The sequence below is a fragment of the Streptomyces sp. NPDC048370 genome (assembly GCF_043200825.1).
Lineage (GTDB): Bacteria > Actinomycetota > Actinomycetes > Streptomycetales > Streptomycetaceae > Streptomyces.
The window spans coordinates 312323-330821 of sequence record NZ_JBICYI010000007.1 but is presented as its reverse complement, the minus strand read 5'-3'; the positions used below and the strand labels follow the sequence as shown (position 1 = coordinate 330821).

The following is an 18499-nucleotide window of genomic DNA, read 5'->3' as shown; positions in this document are numbered from 1 at the left end:
CCGCCTCCTCCCGGTTGCGAGAGGAGGCAGGGCACTCGGTTCCCCTATCCGTTACCTCGGATAGATCTGGCTGGGAACCAACCTGGAGAACGAGGGGCTACTGGAACTGGCGACGTACATGTGCACCCCGACCGGAAGTCCTGAGTCAGGGTTGTACACCGGTATGGACTGGTAATAGACCTTCTCGCCCGCATTGAGGCGTCGCCTGATCTCGTACTCGACCGACCGCATCCCCGTCTGGTTCGCGTACATCGACATGGGGACGATGTTCTCGCGCCGGGAACTGCCGCCGAACTCACGTGCGATCAGATGGGACCTGTCCCACTGCTCGTCGGCACCCTGGAGATTCCAACCCTGTGGGGTCTGCGGATCCCGGCTGTCCTTCTCGTCCGCATCGGCCGGGTTGAGACAGGCGAAGCCTCCCGTCGCGCGCTTCATGATGTCGGGGGAGCTGTTCCAGATGGCGCTCGCGGTGTCGCGACTGTTCAGGCAGTCCTTGCCCTTGTCCTCGGCACCGTCCACGTACATGCGCTGCGGCGTCTGCCATGCCTCCGCCTCGGCGCCGTTCATGAGGACCCGCAGGAGCAAGCTCACGGCCGCGCCGGGGACCGATCCGCCTCCGACCTTCGGAGCCGCCCCCACCGCCCCGCCTTCGGCCGGGAGAGGCTGGCGCTGGTCCGCCGGAACGAGGTCCGTCGCCAGCAGCGAGATGTTGTCCATCGAGTACTTGAACGCCTTCTCGCACCTGGTGTCGCACAGGTTCACATTGCTGGGTGGCGCGAGGAACATGGAGGCCCCGGAGCCGCCCCCGCACACATCCCTGATTCCCTCCGCGCACGGAAGGTGGCCGTCCATTTCGATGAAGCTCGTCGGATTGCCGCCGGCGAAGGCGTAGCGGTTCCCGGTGAAGGGGTCCGCACCGAGGTTCATGTCCGACAGGGCACCGTTGTACATGTCCCGGGTCGTGAAGCGGTTCAGCCCCGGGTTGTAGTCGCGGAATCCCATGTCGTACGTGCCCGACCGGGAGTCCCAGCGCTTGGCGTTGTAGCGGTACGGGTTGTACGCCTCCTTGGTGGGGTCGGCCGCGTCGGGCTTGTCGATTCCGGTGAACTCCGAGGAGTCGTCGGAGCCATAGGCCGTGTAGCCGTAAGTCGCCTTCGAGTCACCGTTCTTGTCGGTGACCGTCTCGACGTCGGTGTGGCTGTTGTAGCCGTAGAAGCCGTCCTCGGTCGTGCCGTCGCCGTTGTGCGTGACCTGCGACAGACGCTCGCCCCACGCGCTGTACTGGTACGACTTGGTCAGCTTGCCCGCGACCTCCTCGTTCAGGACCTCGTTGGAGAGGCCGAGATACGTGAAGTCGGTGGTCTTGCCGTCCGCGGTCTTCGACGAGGTCCGGTCGAGCGGGTCGAAGGTGAACGTCGTCGCCTTCATCGCGCCGCCGGCGTCCTTGCGCTGCGACTCCACCACATGGTCGAAGCCGTCGTAGATCTGCCGCTCGATGATCTGGCCGCCGGAGGTCACCGACTCCTGACGCCCGAACGGGTCGTAGTTGTACGAGGAGGAGACGCCGCCGGCCGCGGCGCTCTGCAGGCGGTTGCGGTCGTAGACGTACGCCGTCGTCACGCCCTTGACCGTCTGGTTGATGACGTTGGCGTTGTCGTCGTGGGTGTACGTCTCGGTGCCCGCGCCGACACCCGTCTTGACGGACTTCGCGAGCCGCCCGACCGGGTCGTAGGTGTAGTTCGTGGTGGAGTCGAGGTACGCCGCGTGGTTGTCGGCGTTCATCTTCTTCGCCACGTCCTGCGCCTTGTTGCCGTTGGCGTCGTAGGCGTAGGTGTGCGAGGAGACGAGCGTGCCGTTCGGCTTCTTCTCCGTCAGGGACTTGACCACACCGTTCAGGTAGTACGTGTGGTCGACCGCATTGCCGTTTGCCTTCGTCTCCTTCAGCTTCTGGCCACGGTCGGTGTACGTGTACGACGACTCCTTCGGCGACGGGTCGGTGGGCGACTTGCCCACCGAGACCGACGTGACCAGGTTCCGGAGGTCGTAGGTGTACCGGGAGAACTGGTCGGGGTGCGTGACCGTCTCCGGCTTGCCGTTCACGTCGTACGTGTAGGCCGTGGACTTCTTCTCCTGCCCGGCGAGCGCCTCGGTCACCTTCTGGACCTGGTTGAGGCCCGTGTAGGCGATCGTGTAGGCGTCGATCTTCGTCCCCGACGAGGTGTCGTCGATCGACGACATGTTGCCGTTGACGTCGTAGGCGTAGGCGAAGGAGTGCTTCTCGCTGTCCGTCTCACCGGTGGTGTCGCGTACCAGCTTGACGCCGTCGGCGACGACGACGCCGGCGCCGTTCTGCTCCAGCTTGAGCTTGGCCGTGTTGCCCTGCGTGAAGGCGTACGTGCCCAGCGGCACCCAGGTGCCGGCGGACGCGTTCTGGTCCTTGGTCACCGAAGCCGTGCCGGAGGCGTGGGTCACGGTGTACTTCGCGGTGGTGGCCGCTCCCGTGACCTGCGGGAACTTCGCGTAGGCGGTGTAGGTCCCGTCCCTGGGGATGTTCAGGGTCCAGGTGAAGGCATCCGTGCCCGTGCCGGCGGCGTGGACCTGGTGGTCGTAGCCCTGCTGGCCCGAGACGCTCCCCTTCGTCCAGGTACCCGTGGCGGTCGTGTGCTGCGTGTCGGAGTTGTCGACGACGACCACCGCGCTGCCGACCGGTACACCGTCGTCCGTCTTCGACTTGAGCTTGCCGTCCGGGAAGTACGACCAGCCCATGGTGCGGGACGTGGAGGCGTCGGCCGAGGTGAGCGTACGGGCCGTCTGCTGGCCGAGCTCGTTGTAGTCGAAGGTGGTGACGATGTCCCACGGGTCGGTGGACTTCTTCACCCAGCCGTTGTCGAAGTACTCGACGACCGAGTCGTTACGGACCGTCTGGCCCTCGGACGGCGGCAGCGAGCTCTTCGACACGCGGCCCACGGCGTCGTACACCGTCTGGGTGTAGACGTTGGGGTCGTTGTACCGGGCGTCCGCCGGGTCGTACGGCTGGTACTGCTTGACGGGCCGGTTCAGCGCGTCGTACTCGGTGCGCGAGACGAAGTCGTCGGCGGCGGCGGTGTTCACACCACGCGGGCTGATCACCTTGGTGGTGTTGCCGATCTCGTCGTACTCGAATCGGCTCGTGCGGTACGTGGTGCCCTCGTAGGGGACCCGGACCTCCTTCTGCTTGCCCCGCTCGTCGTACACGACGTACGTGCTGCTGTTCGCCTGGTCCTTGGACTCGACGACCAGAGAGTCCTTGTCGTAGATGCGCGTCGTCGACTTGCCCGCCGCGTCCGTGACCGTGGTGACCCTGTGGTTCAGGTCGTAGGCCATCTTCGACGTGAAATCGGTCGTGTCCGGCGTCCGGCTCTTCTTCGGGTCGGAGATCGTCGTCACGTTGCCGACGTTGTCGTACGTGTACGAGATCCTGTCGCCGAGCGAGTTCACCGCGCTGGTCAGCTGGTAGATCTCGTCGTAGTTCTGCGTGGTGATGTAGTCGGTGGCGTCCGTGGTGGTCAAGGCGCCCTTGGGCTCCGTACTCGTCCTGACGTTGCCCACACGGTCGTAGCTGAACAGGGTCTTCCGCTCGGCGGAGGTGGCCGTGTCCTTGGGGGCCGTGGCCGCGGTGACCTGGTCGGCCGCGTCGTAGACCGCCGTGGACACCGCGCCGTTCGGCGAGGTCGACCTCGTCACGTTGTCGTTGGCGTCGTACTCGGGAGCGGGTGAGGTGATCCGCTCCCCCTTCGCCTGGTCCTTCGGGACGGTGCCGACCAGGGGACGCCCAAAGACGTCGTAGGTCTGAGTGACCTTCTTGCCCAACGCATCCGTTGCTTCGAGGACCTGCCCGCGCTCGCCGTACACGTACGTCGTCGCGTTGTTCAGCGCGTCGGTGATCGTGGCCGGGTAGCCGGTGGGCCCGAATCCGCTGTTGGTGGTCGGGTTGCCGTTGGCGTCGGTCGCCTTGGTGAGCTGGCCGTAGGAGTCGTACTCGTACGTCGTGGTGTAGTCGTCGGGAACCGAGGTGGTGGAGACGCCCTTGGGGTCGGTGACCGTCTTCAGGTTGCCGAAGGAGTCATAGCCGAACTGCCAGGTGCGTCCTTCGACGGATGTCTTTCGGAACAGATCGGCCGAGAAACCGTCGACACGGGTCTGGTACTCGAACTTCTGCGCGTTCGCCGGGAAGACGCCCGGGGCGCAGTCGGCCGGAGCGGGGACGCCCGCCTTGTTGTTCTCGGCGTTGCGCTGCCACAGCGGGTAGCCGGTCTTCTGGTCGTAGCAGTAGGCCGTCTTCGCGCCGTTGTCCTCCTCCAGGTACGTGACGTTGTTGTCCGCGTCCCAGGACATCTTGGTGGTCTGGGACTTGGCGTTGGTCATCTGGACGGGCCGGCCGAAGTCGTCGAGAACCGACGTCGAGGAATGCGACTCGGCATCCGTGACCGTTGCGTCGATGAACTTGGAGTTGGTGGCGTCGACCGCGTAGGCGAAGCCCGTCACGCCGTTCAGCCGGTCGTTGATCGTCTTGGTCCACCAGTGGTACTTCGGGTCGTCGCCGGCCTGCGGCGCGAAGTACGCCAGCTGGGTGGCGTTGCCGCGCGGGTCGGTGACCTTGACCAGCTTGACGTTCTTGTTCCCCTGCGTGGCGTCGTAGGTGAACGCGAACACCTTGGGCTGGCTGGATCCGTCACCGTCGGCGAACTGTCCGAGCAGGCCCTTGTCGGTGTAGTAGAAGGAGATCTTGCGGCCCGAGATGTCCGTCATGGACTTCACGTGGTCGTAGATCTTCGAGTTGGTCAGGTTCGACCCCGTGACCTTCGCGCCCGAGGCGTTGATGTACTCGTAGCTCGCGTCACCCTTGTTGAAGTACGTGACGGTGAGCGACTGGCGGCCGGCCGGGTCGGTGATGTACTTGAGGAACTTCGTCGGCTTGTTGTTGGACTTGCGCTCCTCGTACGTGTACGTCTGCGTGTTGCCGTTCTTGTCGATCACCGACGTCATGTAGCCGTCGCAGCCGAACAGGAACCGTGTCCCGTCGGGACGGGTCAGAGTCCAGGCGTCCGGGACCGGGTCCTTGGTGGGCTTGCAGTCCAGGCCCGCCTTCATCGTCAGCTTGTAGTGGACACCGGCCGGCGCCTTCCACACGCTGTTCGTGGCGTCCCAGCGGAAGGTGTGCGTGGTGCCGTCACCGTCCGGGAGCCTGACCTCGGTCGGGTTCGGGTTCGGGTGGAAGTCCAGCGGCGCACCCAGCCGGATCGGACCGGCGGCCTGGAACGACCAGCCGTGTCCGGCCACCGTGTCCGAGGTGTCGAGGCTGTTGTACGCGAACCGGACGAACGTGTTCAGACCGCGCCCGGGGTTGGTGAACGCGTTGTACGACCAGACCGTGTTGCCCGAGGCCAGGTTGTTCATGACCGTGGACCCGGCACCGGTGTTCTTGCCCGTGTACGAGTAGAACTTCTCCAGACCCAGCGTGTTGGAGGTCGGGTCCTCCACCGCCACGTTCTGCTTCAGTGACGGAATGCCGCCGGTCCCGGCGGACAGCCACGTACCGTCCGCGATCTTGCGCACGTCCCAGCCCAGCACGTACTCGTTGCGCTTGTTGCCCGAGTCCGAGTTGATCGGGGTGGCGACCTGGGCCTGGATCGTGGCCGACTTGCCCGGCAGCAGCGCCGGGACGGCCGTCTCGAGCTGGTTGCCGCCGGTCGTCACGTCCGTGCCGTCCGGGAGCTTCCAGGTGTAGGACAGCTCCCGCTCACCCGCCGCCCATGCCGTCGCCGTCGTGTTGGTGACGGTGAACTCGACCGTGTACTGCGAGTTCGGGGTCATCCGGGCCGGGGTCTGCGGCGCGTAGTAGGTGTCCTCGGTCGTCGAGTCGACGTAGATGACCTGCATGTACGGCCGCAGCTGCGGGTCGGAGGCCTCGGACGACAGGAACAGCGTGCGCTCCTGCGGGCCGGTGGTGGTCTCGTCCTTCAGCTTGACCAGGACGCCCTTGTTGTTGGCGGGCGTCTTGACCCAGGACTGCATCAGTCCGGTGGAGTCCCACCAGTGACGCCCGACCTCGTCGGTGATCTGCGGAACGGTGTCGGAGACGGTGGCCGAGAAGTCACCGCCCGCGGTGGTCCAGGGAGTCGTCGAGTTCGCGTTGTTCCACGTCGCCTGGGTCTCGGTGAAGTCCCGGGTCAGGGCGTGGAGCTCGTAGATCGCACCGTTGGTCGTGCTGGTGGTCTCCGCGCCCCACATGTACATCTTGGTCTCCAGCACCGTGGCGGTGGTGGGGATGGATGTGGTGGGGAACTTCAGGGCCGCGCGGGTCTTGCCGTACGTGCCGGAGTTGTTGCCGACGCTCAGCCACGTCTGCGGCGTGCCGGAGACAAGACCGTCGTGGTTGACGGTCGGCTGCTGCGAGGAGAGCGTGGTGTCGGTCTGGCCCGCCTGGATGATCTTCATCGTCCGGCCGGCCTTGGGGATGCCCACGATGCGGGTCGGCGACCCGAGCAGCTGCCCGCTCTGGGTCTTGACCGCGAGCTGGTAGTAGTACGACTTCCCGATCTCGCTGGAGCTGGAGTCCGGGGTCGGCACCGCCGTGGTGTCCGTGTACGTCGTCACGGTCGAGCCGATCGGCGCGATCAGCGTCGCGGCGGACGGGGTGAAGACCTGCTGCGTGGAGCGGTGCAGCTGGTACTCCACGATGTCCAGACCGGTGTCACCGCTGCCGTTGGCGTACGCCGGCCATGAGAGCTCAGGACCGGTGGAGTGGACGACGGTCGGCGAGTTCAGCGACGTACCGACAGCCCCGTACGTCACGGTGAGGCGCGGGTACGTGGAGGTCTCACCGCCGTAGACGTTGCCGTCGGCCGCCTCGTAGCGCGGGCCGCCGGTCGGCGCGGTGCCCGACTCGTCCTTGGCCTTCAGCACGAAGCCGTGGTTGGTCGCCGTGCCGGAGACCCACTTCTGGACCGTGTCGGCGACGGGGAAGTCGTGCCACTTGTTGTACGCCCAGGCGGGCTTGGTGATCTCGGCGGGGTTCACAAGCCGCACCGAGTCCGCCAGCGTACGGGTCGTGGACGAGCCGGTGTCACCGAGGGCGACCTTGCCGGCGTTCCCCTTGGCGAAGCTCAGCTCGGCCGCGTCCAGGGTCTTCCAGACGCCGCCGGTACCGGTCTGGTTGACCGTGTAGTTCTTGGTGCCGCCGTTGTGGGTGACGGTGTACGGGGCGGCCGTGGCCGCGTCCGCCGCGGCCGGGTAGTGCACGTCCACCCGGTACGTGTCGGTCTCCGGGACCCTCGGCTGCCAGGTGTACGACTCGCCCGTGAGCGCGTTCTTGTTGGAGGCGTAGTCGTCGTTGGTCGCGGCGCCGCCGGTCGTGGTGGATCGCGGCCACTCGCCGACCGCCGCCGTACCGGCGTCGCCGTCGTCCAGGGACACGGTGGTGCCGGACAGTTCGCCCACAAGCGCGCTGGTGTTGGACCAGGTCGCGGGCGTCGCGCCCGCCTCGCTCCACGCCCCGGTGGCCCGGTGCGCCTCGAGGGCGGCGGCATTGCCGTTGGTGGTGTGCGCCTGGTCGTAGTACAGACTCAGCCGGGCCGCGTCGACCTTCACGCCCGCCGGGACCTCGTTCAGCGGGAACTTGATCAGTGAACGGGCGATACCGGTGTCGGTCTTGCCGACCGACAGCTTCCAGGTGTTGTTGAAGTTCACCGCCGGCTGGTCCGAGAGGACCATCGTGTCCTCGGAGGCCGAGGCGATCGGCGTGATCGTGATCGTCGGGTCGATGACGACCGGGTACTGGCGCTCCTTCGCCGCGAGCCACTTGGCGTCCGGCGTGATGGTCAGCTTCCAGCCCTTGCCGTCGGCGTCCCGGCTCAGCTTCTGGGTGACCTTGGTGCTGTACGTACCGCCGGTGACCGACTGCGGGTCCTTCTTGGCGTCCGTCATGTACGGAGCCGGGATCACCATCACCGGAGTGCCCGGAGCCTCGCCGAAGAAGGCGATCGAGCCGTCCTTGCGGGTCTTCGGCGTCAGACCGCCCTCGGTGTCCAGGGTGAAGGTGAACGAGACCGGACCGGCCGGGCGCTCGGCGAGGACGATGTCCTCCTTCACCTGGCCGTTGCCGACCCGGTACGACAGGTCCGCACCGGCGACCGCGTCCTTGTAGACGACCCGGTCGCCCTCCGCCTCCGGCTTGAGCGAACCGGCGCCGGTCAGGCCGAACGTGACCGCCCCGCCGCCCTCCGCCTCGAAACGCATGAACTTGCCGGCGTCGGAGCCGAACCAGCTCTTGCCGGTGTTCGCGGTGTTGGCGAAATCGAAGCCCTTGTCCTGGGTGGCGCGCACGGTGGTCTCGACCGGCTTCCAGGAATTCCCTGACCTGTACGACGTCGGCACGGCCGTCAGTTCGGCCTCGATCCGCCCGTCCGACAGCTGCCAGAAGCGCGCCTGCGAGGTGCGCCTGTCCGTGAGTTCCTTGACCCGCTTCGCCTTCGGGAGCTTCTCGCCCTTCGGCAGCTTCTCCCGGCTGGGTATCTCCAGCTTTCCACCGGCCGGGGGCTTCGACTCGCCCTCGCCGTCGCCGTCGTCCGAGAACCAGCCCGCGAGCGTGTCGAATACGCCCTTGTCGTCGTCCTTCGACGGCGATTCGGGAGCGGCATGGGCGACCTGCGGCAATAGCGTGCCCGCTACCGCCGAAACAACAAGACAGGAGAGATATCTCCTGTACTGAACTTTCACTTCAATACCTTTCGGCATCGGCGCACCCGCATCGTCGCCAGGCGAAAATGGGCACGCCGAACGAGCCGGAGCGGAGGTTTCCGCCCGGCTTGGAGTAATGCGAAGTGACCACGGGGTGGAGGCGAACCACCCCTCATGAGCATCGCAGGGGGTTTTCTAATCAGTCTTCTGACGTCTGGTCAACCCTGGTGACATACGGGACAATTGCGCGCCGGAAAGAGGTGCCGTTCGCCCGGTTCTTCCGCTCGTTCGCGCTCGGTCGGCGAGTTGGTGTATAACCGCCCGGTTCATCTGTCAGCTCACCGAAAGCCGGGCTCTTTCATGTCATCCAATGAACTCGCGGAAAGTGCCGTACGGGAAGAGAACGGACACGAGAGCGCCGAAGGCTCCCCGGATCGGCGGGGGTTGCTGATCGCCGGCATCGCCCTGCTCGCCTGCTTCGGGCTCGTCGGCTACGGCATGCTCGACACCGATGAGCCGCCGAAGCCGCGCGCCGCGCCGACGGCCGAGGTGACGTACGAGGTCACGGGTACGGGGACCGCCGAGATCTCCTACCTCGCCCGCAGCGAGGCCGGCACCGGCACGGTCGAGAAGGCCGTCACGCTTCCCTGGAAGAAGTCGGTCCAGGTGCCTCTCGGCAAGGCCCCGACGGTCGCCGTCGTCCTCGACGGGAAGGGCGGACAGGCGGCCTGCACCCTGGCGATCCACGGCAAGCACGTCCAGCGCGCCACCGCCATGGGCCAGTTCGGACGCGCCACGTGCACGGGCGAGCTGCCCGCCGACGACGGCGAGGGGTGACGCGGCACTCCAGGACCCTGCCGCCCGGTCCGTTCGCCCGCCGGCCCTCCTTCGGGAGGGCCCTTTTTCGTGCGCCGATGGCGTGTGCGCCCCCGCATAGCGTTCAGTTTCAATTCATTGCAACGCATCGAGGGGGCATCGTTGCGTTAGATCTCACCCCCGTTGCAACGAAAATGCGGCAACTACCTGGGATTACTTGGTTTCTACGCAACAAGCTTGTTGCTGGTTCTACGAACGCAACGTAGTGTTTCACTCATCGGAAACAGCGAAGCCAAGGAGAACATCATGCAGACCTTCGACACCACCGCCCCCGTCACCGCCGTCCTCGACATCCCCGCCGGAGTCATCCGGCTGGTCGCCGCCGAGCGGGGCGACGCCACGGTCGAGGTGCGGCCCGTGGACGCCTCGAAGGGGCGGGACGTGAAGGCGGCCGAGCAGGTCGTCGTCGGTTACGGCGACGGCGTCCTGCGGGTCGAGGTTCCGGAGGCGAAGAGCCGGGTCCTCGGGAACAGCGGGGCCATCGAGGTGACCGTCCAACTGCCCGCCGGCTCCCGGGTCGAGGCGAAGGCGGCCGCCGCCGAACTCCGGAGTGTCGGGCGGCTCGGCGACGTCGAGTTCGAGGGGCAGCAGGGCGTGGTCGAGCTCGACGAGACCGCCGGCGCCCGGCTCGTCCTTCAGGCCGGTGACGTCGCCGTCGCCCGCCTGGACGGGTCCGCCGAGATCAGCACCCAGCAGGGTGACATCCGTATCGCCGAGGCCACCCGCGGCACCCTCACCCTGCGCACCGAGTCCGGCGGGATCTCCGTCGGCGCGGCCCGCGGCGTCTCCGCCTCCCTCGACGCCGGCACCACCTACGGGCGGGTCCACAACGCGCTTCAGAACGACGGCTCCGGCGACGCACTGAGCATTCACGCGACCACCGCCTACGGCGACATCACCGCCCGCAGCCTCTGATCGCCCGCAGTCTCCGAGCCCCCTGCCTCTGACAAGGAGTGACCCCCATGACCGACCTCGCCATCGCGGCGAACGGACTGCGCAAGTCCTACGGTGACAAGACCGTCCTCGACGGTGTCGACCTGCGCATCCCGACCGGGTCCGTGTTCGCACTGCTCGGGCCGAACGGCGCCGGCAAGACCACCGCCGTGAAGATCCTCTCCACGCTCATCACCGCCGACAGCGGCCAGGCCCACGTCGGCGGCCACGACCTCGCCACCGCACCGCAGGCCGTACGCGCCGCCATCGGCGTCACCGGCCAGTTCTCCGCCGTCGACGGCCTGATCACCGGCGAGGAGAACATGCTCCTCATGGCCGACCTGCACCACCTCTCCAAGCGCGAGGGACGGCGGGTCGCCGCCGAACTCCTGGAGCGCTTCGACCTGGTGGAGGCCGCGAAGAAGCCCGCCTCCACCTACTCCGGCGGCATGAAGCGCCGCCTCGACATCGCCATGACGCTGGTCGGCAACCCCCGGATCATCTTCCTCGACGAACCGACCACCGGCCTCGACCCGCGCTCCCGCCACAACATGTGGCAGATCATCCGCGAACTCGTCACCGGCGGCGTCACCGTCTTCCTCACCACCCAGTACCTGGAAGAAGCCGACCAGCTCGCCGACCGCATCGCCGTCCTCCACGACGGCAGGATCGCCGCCGAAGGCACCGCCGAAGAACTCAAGCGCCTCATCCCCGGCGGCCACATCCGCCTCCGCTTCACCGACCCCGCCGCCTACCGCTCCGCCGCCGCCACACTGGGCGAGGCCACCCTCGACGACGACGCACTGGCCCTGCAGCTCCCCAGCGACGGCAGCCAGCGCGAACTGCGCGCCATCCTCGACCGGCTGGACTCCGCCGGCATCGAGGCCGACGAACTGACCGTCCACACCCCCGACCTCGACGACGTCTTCTTCGCCCTCACCGACAACGCCGCCATCCCCAACCAGACCAAGGAGAACGTCCGATGAGCTCCCTCTCCCTCGCCGTCCGCGACTCCTCCACCATGCTGCGCCGCAACCTGCTGCACGCCCGGCGCTACCCGTCCCTCACCCTGAACCTGCTGCTCACACCGATCATGCTGCTGCTGCTCTTCGTCTACATCTTCGGCGAGACCATGAGCATGGGCATCGGCGGCGGCGGGCCCGACCGCGCCAAGTACATCGCCTACATCATCCCGGGTCTGCTGCTCATGACCATCGGCAGCACCACGATCGGTACGGCGGTCTCCGTCTCCAACGACATGACCGAGGGCATCATCGCCCGCTTCCGCACGATGGCCATCCACCGCGGTTCGGTGCTCGTGGGACACGTCGTCGGCAGCGTGCTGCAGTCCGTCATGAGCGTGGTCCTCGTCGGCGCGGTGGGCGTGGCCATCGGCTTCCGCTCGACCGACGCCACCGTCCTGGAGTGGTTCGCGGCCTTCGGACTGCTCGTGCTCTTCGCCATGGCGCTCACCTGGATCGCGGTCGGCATGGGCCTGATCAGCCCGAACGCCGAGGCCGCCAGCAACAACGCGATGCCGCTGATCCTGCTGCCGCTGCTGTCGAGCGCCTTCGTCCCCCTCAGCTCGATGCCGGGCTGGTTCCAGCCGATCGCCGAGTACCAGCCCTTCACCCCCGCCATCGAGACCCTGCGCGGTCTGCTCCTCGGCACCGAGATCGGCCACAACGGCTGGCTCGCCGTCGCCTGGTGCCTCGGCCTCGCGGTCCTCGGCTACTTCTGGTCGACCTCGAAGTTCAACGACGACCCGAAGTAACCGCCGTGACCACGCGGGCCAGGGCCCCCGCGACCCCCGCTCCCACCGTTCCACCCCGCCAACACCTCAGGGCGGCGTACACCGACCAACCGTCGGAGTACGCCGCCCTTTCCGTGCGTCGAAGTGCCGTCAGGTGCCGTCAGGTGCCGTCAGGCCGGGAGTACGTCCACCCCGTACGCGCTCATCCCGCCAGGAACGCGCGGTACCAGGGAGCCGCCACCCCGAGGCGGGCCAGCGGGCCCGGGCCCGGCGGGCAGGACGTCGCCCGCCAGATCTCCTCGCTCGCGTACCAGTGGTCCTGGGCAAGGAGGGAGAACTGGCGCTCGCTCGTGCGGCCGGGCGTGGCGTGGAGTCGTGCCACGCAGGTCTCCCAGGGCCAGTCCTCTTCCGGTTTCGGGAGGATCCCGAGCGCCGCCAGCTCCGCCATCAGCTCGCCGTTGCTCACCGGGCGCGGGTGGCCGGCGTGGTGGACGCCGGACGGGGGCGCCTCCGGGCCGGTCGCCAGGGTGGCGATCAGGCGGGCCAGGTCGTCCACGTCCACCACGGAGAGCAGGCCGCGGCCGCCGTCCCAGTGGGCCGGGACACGTTCGAGGAGCTCCGCAAGGGCCGGTACCACCCAGCGGTCGCCCGCGCCGAGGACGAGGCCGGGGCGCAGGATCGTTCCGCCCGCCGCCAGGACCGGGGCCTCGCCGGCCAACCGGGTGCGGCTCGCGGGTGAGACCGGGGCGGGGGTGATCTCGTCGACGGTGATCCCGCGGTGCGGGCCCGGTCCGTAGACCGCGGCCGTGGAGAGGTGGACGATACGGTCCACGCCCCAGTGGGCGGCCTCGTCGACCAGGGCCGTCGTACCCTCGACGTTGACCGCCGCGCACTGGGCCTCGTCGCCGGAGATGCGTGAGGCGAGGTGGATCAGGACGTCCGCCCCGCTCGCCGCCTTCCGCAGCGACGCGCGGTCCGTCAGGTCCACGGGCGTCCACGTCACGCCCGGCGGCGCCGAGGCGGGTGCGGTGGCGGAGCGGCCGAGCGCCCGGATGGAGAGCTCACGGCCGGAGCCGCGGCCGGTGGTGCCATGAAGTGTGTCGCGGGTGGTCGACGTCAGTGCGTGCAGGACGCGGGAGCCGACGAAGCCCGTCGCCCCGGTCAGGACGACGCGCAGTGCGCTCACGCGGCGCCCACGGTGTCGTCGGCGGGGATCCGCAGGCCGGCGATGACCTCGGCAGGGGCCAGCGCCGGCAGCAGACAGCGCCACATGTCGCAGATCCGCCGGGGCAGGTCGGCGCGGCCGGTGGCGAGTTGGGACATGACCTGCGTACCCGTGTACGCGGCGACGAGGAGCTGCGAGAAGGCGGCCTCGTCCACGCCGTCGAGCAGCTGGCCCATCTGCCGTGCCCGGACGAACTCCTGGTGGAAGTGGTCGGCCCACCACTCGTAGATCGAGTACTCCTGCTTGCCGACCACCCCCTGCTCGACCGCGAGCCGGACGCCGGCCCGCAGCAGGGTGTTGTGCTGCATCTCCACCGCGAGGTAGCCGGTCATGTCCAGAAGCTGCTGGAGCCCGCCCTCCCCCTCGGGGAACTTCAGGTCGGCCGCCTGCTCCAGGATGACCGCGCGGGCCAGTCCCTCCTTTGACCGGAAGTGGAAGTACACGGCGCCCGCCGTGACACCCGCCCGATCGAGGATCTTGGTGATGCTCGCGCCGAGGTAGCCGGCCTCGTCGAACACCTCCGCCGCAGCTCGGAGCACCAACTCCCGTGTGCGGACCGCCCGTTCCTGCCTGTGTTCCGCCACTGGCCCGTTACCCCGTATACATCGACAAAGAAAAAGAGTGACCACTATCTTATGTGAGCGGCCAGTCGGCACACCAGTGCCACAGGCCGCGAATATCTTGAAACAGTCAGGGGAGAACTGTTGTGCCTCAGATAGAGCTCGCGCCCGACCGGCCGACCACCGGACCCGTGCCCGTTCCCATGTCGTACACCCACAAGACGAATCCGGCCGAGGTGCTCCTCGTGAGCTGGTGCCGCACCGGGGACGACGCCTTCACGATCACCGCACGCTGGCCGCGCGAGCACACCTTCTACCTGGAGCGGCACGGCAGGATCGACCCTCTGTTCCTCGCGGAGACGGTGCGCCAGACCCTGCCGATGCTCTCCCACGCCGCGTACGACGTCCCCTTCGGGCACCAGCTGCTCTGGAAGGACTTCGGCTGGGACATCGCCCCCGAGGAGCTGTGGGCCGACGGGGAGGACGCCCACGTCGAGCTCCACATCACCGCCTCGGACGTGAAGTACCGCAAGGGGCGGGCGACGGCCCTCGCGCTCTCCGTCGAGGCCACCCGCGCGGGCCGCCGGCTGGCCACGGCCCGGACGCGCTTCACCATCCAGGACCGGGCGGTCTACGAGCGGCTGCGCGGACGGTACGCCGACATCGCGAGCGCCAACGAGCGCGCGGTGCCGCTGCCGCCGCCGTCGCCCACGCACGAGACGGGCCGGACCCGTTTCCAGGACGTCGTGCTCTCCTGCACCGACACCCCGCTCCGCTGGCAGCTGCGGACGGACACCTCGCACCCCGTCCTCTTCGACCACCCCGTCGACCACGCCCCGGGCATGCTGCTCCTGGAGGCCGCGCGCCAGGCGGCGCAGGCCGCGTCCCAGCCGCGGCAGACCCTCGTCGCCGGCATGCAGTGCGACTTCAGCCGGTACGCCGAGCTCGACGCGCCCTGCTGGATCGTCGCCAGGGCGCTCCCGCACGACCCGAACGGGCGGCCGCGGGTGCTCGTCACGGCGGAGCAGAACGACGAGGAGATCTTCGCCTCGGTCGTCACGCTGCACGAGGTACCCGTCGCCCGCTGACGGGACTCCACCACGCTCAGACCGTGGGCCCGGGCGGCCGTCGCGCCGTCCGGGCCCACGCGCGTGTGGCTACGGCGACGGGCTCAGGCCTCGTCCGCCGGCGCCGGGCGGGTGGCGAAGAGGCCGCCGTACTCGGTGACGCCCTCGCTGATGGCCGTCGCGCCGGCCAGGTGCAGGGCGTGCCAGAAGATCGCCTGGTTCGCGGTCACGACGTGGAAGCCCAGCTCCTCCTCCAGCGGCTTGATGGTGCCGACCGCGCGGATGCCGTTGCCCGCCACCAGGACGGCGTCCGGCTTGTGGGAGGCGACGGTGGTGCGGAGCCACTCCGACAGGTTCTGCGGCGTGATCGCCTTCTGGTTCGAGGGCAGCCCGCACGGTCCGTGGTGGACCACGTCGAAGCCGAACTCGCGGAAGTAGTCCGCCCCTTGGCCGGAGAGCCGGTCGTCGAACCACGGCGGGTTGACCAGGGCGATCCGGCGGGCGCCGAGCGCGGTGAAGGCGGCCCGGGCGGCCTTGGTCGTGCCGGTGATCGGCAGCTCCCGGGTGACCGGGCGCAGCCGCTCGTACAGCTCCCGCTCACCCGCCGCCTTCAGGACGTAGCTGGAGGAGGTGAAGCCGAGGGTGAGCGCGTGCAGGGGCGAGGCGGCGAGCTGCTCGACGGCGTGGTCGAGGAAGGGCGGTTCGACGAACGCGCGGACCGGGTCGTGCGGGATCTTCTCGTCCATCTCGCCGCCGGCCCGCATCGCGCCGAAGTGGACGCGGGAGCCGTGGATCGAGACCGACGCGGGGGCCATGGCCTGGAGTTCGGCCTCGGGGCCGACGTCGGCGTGCGGGACGACGACGCCGATACGGATGGCGGCGTCCCACCCGTCGGTGGGCGTGGCGGCCCGGGGGGCCCGGGTGGGCTCGGTGACCTGGGTCATGGGGCGTGTCTCTCCTTACTTCGCTTCGTCGGCCAGCCGGCCGCCGGCCACGGTGCTCGTGCCGGAGTCGGAGTCGCTGAGGAACTTGGGGTGCCGGGCACGCATCGAGCCGATGACGAAGTCGTACGGGACGTCGTCGAAGGCGCCGTGGTCGGTGAGGAACTCCATGGCGCCGGCGCCGCCCTCGTACGGGTGGTAGAGGCTGTCCTCGCGGCCGTCGAACTCCAGGGCCGCCATGCCGTAGAGCTTGCAGAGCATCTTGTTGAACACCGGTGTGGCCTTGACCCACTTGCCGTCCAGATAGACCTGGGTCAGGCCGTGGAAGAAGACGTCGCCGCCGATGTGCTCGATCAGCCGCGGCGAGGCGAGGTGGTTGCGGACGTCGCCGTAGACGAGCTTGGAGGGGATGCCGAGGGCCCGGACGGCGGCGGCGTAGAGGGCCGACTTGTGCAGGCAGAAGCCGGACTTGGTGGTGGCGGTGTGGGAGGCCTTCAGTCCGTCGGGGGACAGGTCCGCGCCGTAGACCTCGTAGAAGACCTCGTCGCGGACGGCGTAGTAGAGCTCGATGGCCATGGTGCGCTTGTCGGCGGCACGGTCCTTGACCACGCCGTCGACGAAGGTCTGGACGGCGTCGGTCTCGTAGTCGAGGAACGCGGTGGGCTGCGTCAGGCGGTCGTACAGGTCGAGGGTCATCACAGTCGGTTCCCTTGGGTCAGAAGCCGGTTCGGAGGCCGGGGCGGAGGCCGAGCCGAGGAGGCCGGGCAGAAGCCGGGTCAGAGGCCGAGGAGGGCGGCGATGCGGTTGCGCTGGATCTCGCTCGTGCCGGAATAGATGGTTCCGGCGACGGAGTCGCGCAGTTCGCGTTCGACGCCGTGGCTGGTGAGCACGCCGCGCCCGCCGTGGATCTGGACGGCGTCGAGCGCCATCCGCAGGTTCGCCTCGGAGACGACGGTCTTCGTGGCGGCCAGGTCGATCGAGGCGTCCTGCCCGGCCTCGACCTTGGCGCCGGTGTCGCGCAGCCACTTGCGCGCCGTCTCCAGGCTGATCTTCATGTCGGCGATCTTGTGGGAGACGGCCTGGTACGAGCCGATGGTCTGGCCGAACTGCGTACGGGACTTGGCGAACCGGATCGTGTCGGCCAGCCTGCGGGTCATCTCCCCGAGCGTGATCGAGAACGCGAAGAGCACTTCGCGCTTCATCACGTAGTTCAGGACGATGAAACCGGAGCCCTCCCGGCCGACCCGCTGGGATACCGGTACGCGCAGCCCGTCGAAGGCGAGCGTGCCGATCGGGCTGGTGCGCAGGCCGATCTTGTCCATGGCGGGACCGACGGTAAGGCCGGGCGTATCGGCCTCGACGAGCAGGGTGGTCAGGCCGAACGGGCCCGGCGCGCCGGTGCGGACGTACAGCAGGAAGAGGCCGGCGACGGGGGCGTTGGTGATGAACATCTTGCTGCCGTCGACCACGTAGTGGTCGCCGTCGCGGACGGCCGTCGTGGTGGAGTTCATCGCGTCGGAGCCTCCGGACTCCTCGGTGATGGCGTGGGCGGTGATCACGTCACCGGCCATGATCCGGGGGAGGTGGCGCCGCTTGAGCTCCTCGCTGCCGAACTGCTGCAGCGGGACGCCCACGGAGACGATCTGGGTGGACGTGGAGAAGGACAGGCCGGCGTCGTGGGAGGTGTGACCGAGGCCTTCCAGGACGCGCATGGTCTCGGTCAGGGACCGGCCGTGGCCTCCGTACTCGGGGTCGAAGGGGGTCCGCAGGATCCCGGAGTCCTGGACGGCGGGCCACTTGTCGGACGGGAACGCGCCGTTCCTGTCGAGTTCGCCGATGTCTGCGTTGAGTTTGTCGGCCCACGGGGTGGCGAGGTGGAAGAGGTCGTCGTCGGTCACAGCCTGGTCCTTGTCACGTCGGGTGGGAAGGGGTGCCCCGCGGACGGCACGGCCGAACGGCGGGTGCCGGACGGCGCGGTGCGGGACGGCGCGTGCCGTCCGCGGGGCGGGGTGGATCAGTACTGGGAGAAGCCGTCGGCCGACAGGGTGTGCTTCTCGTTGCCGACGATCGGCGGGTTGAAGACCGATATGAGGTGCAGGTCCTCGTAGTCCGACGCGATCAGGTAGTGCGGGTCGTGCTGGTCCAGGGCGTAGATGGTGCCCGGCGTGATCTTGTGCCGGGTGCCGTCCTTCTCCACGACCTCACCGGAGCCCGCGACGCAGTAGCAGGCCTCCAGGTGGTCGCGGTACTGGAGGGCGCTGGTGGTGCCCTGGCGGACGAGGGTCACGGCCACGGCGAAGCCCATGCCGTCGGTCTTGGTGAGGAGCCGGTGGCTGGTTCCGTTGCCCCACTGGACGGGGACGACGTCGTCGACGCTGCGGGTGAACATGCGGTTACTCCCTTGGGTGTTGGGTGGTGGGTGG

The 18499-nt window shown here is 68.4% G+C and carries 12 protein-coding genes; 5 read left to right on the top strand and 7 right to left on the bottom strand.

Annotated features, from left to right (window positions below; genetic code table 11):
* Nucleotides 1–51: 51 nt before the first annotated feature.
* Nucleotides 52–8778, bottom strand: coding sequence for a DNRLRE domain-containing protein (locus tag ACGFYP_RS18550; RefSeq protein WP_393494183.1), 8727 nt, complete (start codon nt 8776–8778; stop codon nt 52–54).
* 303 nt (nt 8779–9081) lie between these two features.
* Here ACGFYP_RS18550 and ACGFYP_RS18545 point away from each other — a divergent pair, with 303 nt between their 5' ends.
* The 4 genes from ACGFYP_RS18545 to ACGFYP_RS18530 all read left to right on the top strand — a co-directional run bounded on the left by ACGFYP_RS18545 (nt 9082) and on the right by ACGFYP_RS18530 (nt 12304).
* Nucleotides 9082–9558, top strand: coding sequence for a hypothetical protein (locus tag ACGFYP_RS18545; protein ID WP_393494180.1), 477 nt, complete (start codon nt 9082–9084; stop codon nt 9556–9558).
* A gap of 285 nt (nt 9559–9843) precedes the next feature.
* Complete coding sequence (locus ACGFYP_RS18540; RefSeq protein WP_393494177.1) at nt 9844–10512, top strand: DUF4097 family beta strand repeat-containing protein; 669 nt, start codon at nt 9844–9846, stop codon at nt 10510–10512.
* A gap of 47 nt (nt 10513–10559) precedes the next feature.
* On the top strand, nt 10560–11516 hold the full coding sequence (locus ACGFYP_RS18535; RefSeq protein ID WP_393494174.1) for an ATP-binding cassette domain-containing protein: 957 nt from the start codon (nt 10560–10562) through the stop codon (nt 11514–11516).
* Nucleotides 11513–12304 carry an ABC transporter permease gene (locus tag ACGFYP_RS18530; RefSeq protein WP_393494171.1) on the top strand — a complete coding sequence of 264 codons (792 nt, stop codon included), beginning with the start codon at nt 11513–11515 and terminating at the stop codon, nt 12302–12304. Before ACGFYP_RS18535 ends, ACGFYP_RS18530 begins: the two co-directional genes overlap by 4 nt.
* A gap of 181 nt (nt 12305–12485) precedes the next feature.
* Here ACGFYP_RS18530 and ACGFYP_RS18525 read toward each other — a convergent pair whose 3' ends face one another.
* Both ACGFYP_RS18525 and ACGFYP_RS18520 read right to left on the bottom strand, forming a co-directional pair.
* Nucleotides 12486–13469: an NAD-dependent epimerase/dehydratase family protein gene (locus ACGFYP_RS18525; RefSeq protein ID WP_393494168.1), complete on the bottom strand. Its 984-nt coding sequence runs from the start codon at nt 13467–13469 to the stop codon at nt 12486–12488.
* Nucleotides 13466–14092 (bottom strand): ScbR family autoregulator-binding transcription factor, encoded by a 627-nt coding sequence (locus ACGFYP_RS18520; protein WP_393494165.1) that lies wholly within the window; start codon nt 14090–14092, stop codon nt 13466–13468. Before ACGFYP_RS18520 ends, ACGFYP_RS18525 begins: the two co-directional genes overlap by 4 nt.
* A gap of 122 nt (nt 14093–14214) precedes the next feature.
* Here ACGFYP_RS18520 and ACGFYP_RS18515 point away from each other — a divergent pair, with 122 nt between their 5' ends.
* Complete coding sequence (locus ACGFYP_RS18515; RefSeq protein WP_393494162.1) at nt 14215–15156, top strand: ScbA/BarX family gamma-butyrolactone biosynthesis protein; 942 nt, start codon at nt 14215–14217, stop codon at nt 15154–15156.
* Between the two features lie 83 nt (nt 15157–15239).
* On the opposite strand, the gene ACGFYP_RS18510 is transcribed toward ACGFYP_RS18515, so the two are convergent.
* The 4 genes from ACGFYP_RS18510 to ACGFYP_RS18495 all read right to left on the bottom strand — a co-directional run bounded on the left by ACGFYP_RS18510 (nt 15240) and on the right by ACGFYP_RS18495 (nt 18465).
* Nucleotides 15240–16079, bottom strand: a complete 840-nt coding sequence (locus tag ACGFYP_RS18510) for a maleate cis-trans isomerase (RefSeq protein ID WP_393494159.1) — start codon at nt 16077–16079, stop codon at nt 15240–15242.
* A 15-nt stretch (nt 16080–16094) separates the two neighbouring features.
* Nucleotides 16095–16772 carry a transglutaminase family protein gene (locus tag ACGFYP_RS18505; protein ID WP_393494156.1) on the bottom strand — a complete coding sequence of 226 codons (678 nt, stop codon included), beginning with the start codon at nt 16770–16772 and terminating at the stop codon, nt 16095–16097.
* A gap of 80 nt (nt 16773–16852) precedes the next feature.
* Nucleotides 16853–17974, bottom strand: coding sequence for an acyl-CoA dehydrogenase family protein (locus tag ACGFYP_RS18500; RefSeq protein WP_393494153.1), 1122 nt, complete (start codon nt 17972–17974; stop codon nt 16853–16855).
* A gap of 116 nt (nt 17975–18090) precedes the next feature.
* On the bottom strand, nt 18091–18465 hold the full coding sequence (locus tag ACGFYP_RS18495; RefSeq protein WP_361969201.1) for an ectoine synthase: 375 nt from the start codon (nt 18463–18465) through the stop codon (nt 18091–18093).
* Nucleotides 18466–18499 lie beyond the last annotated feature (34 nt).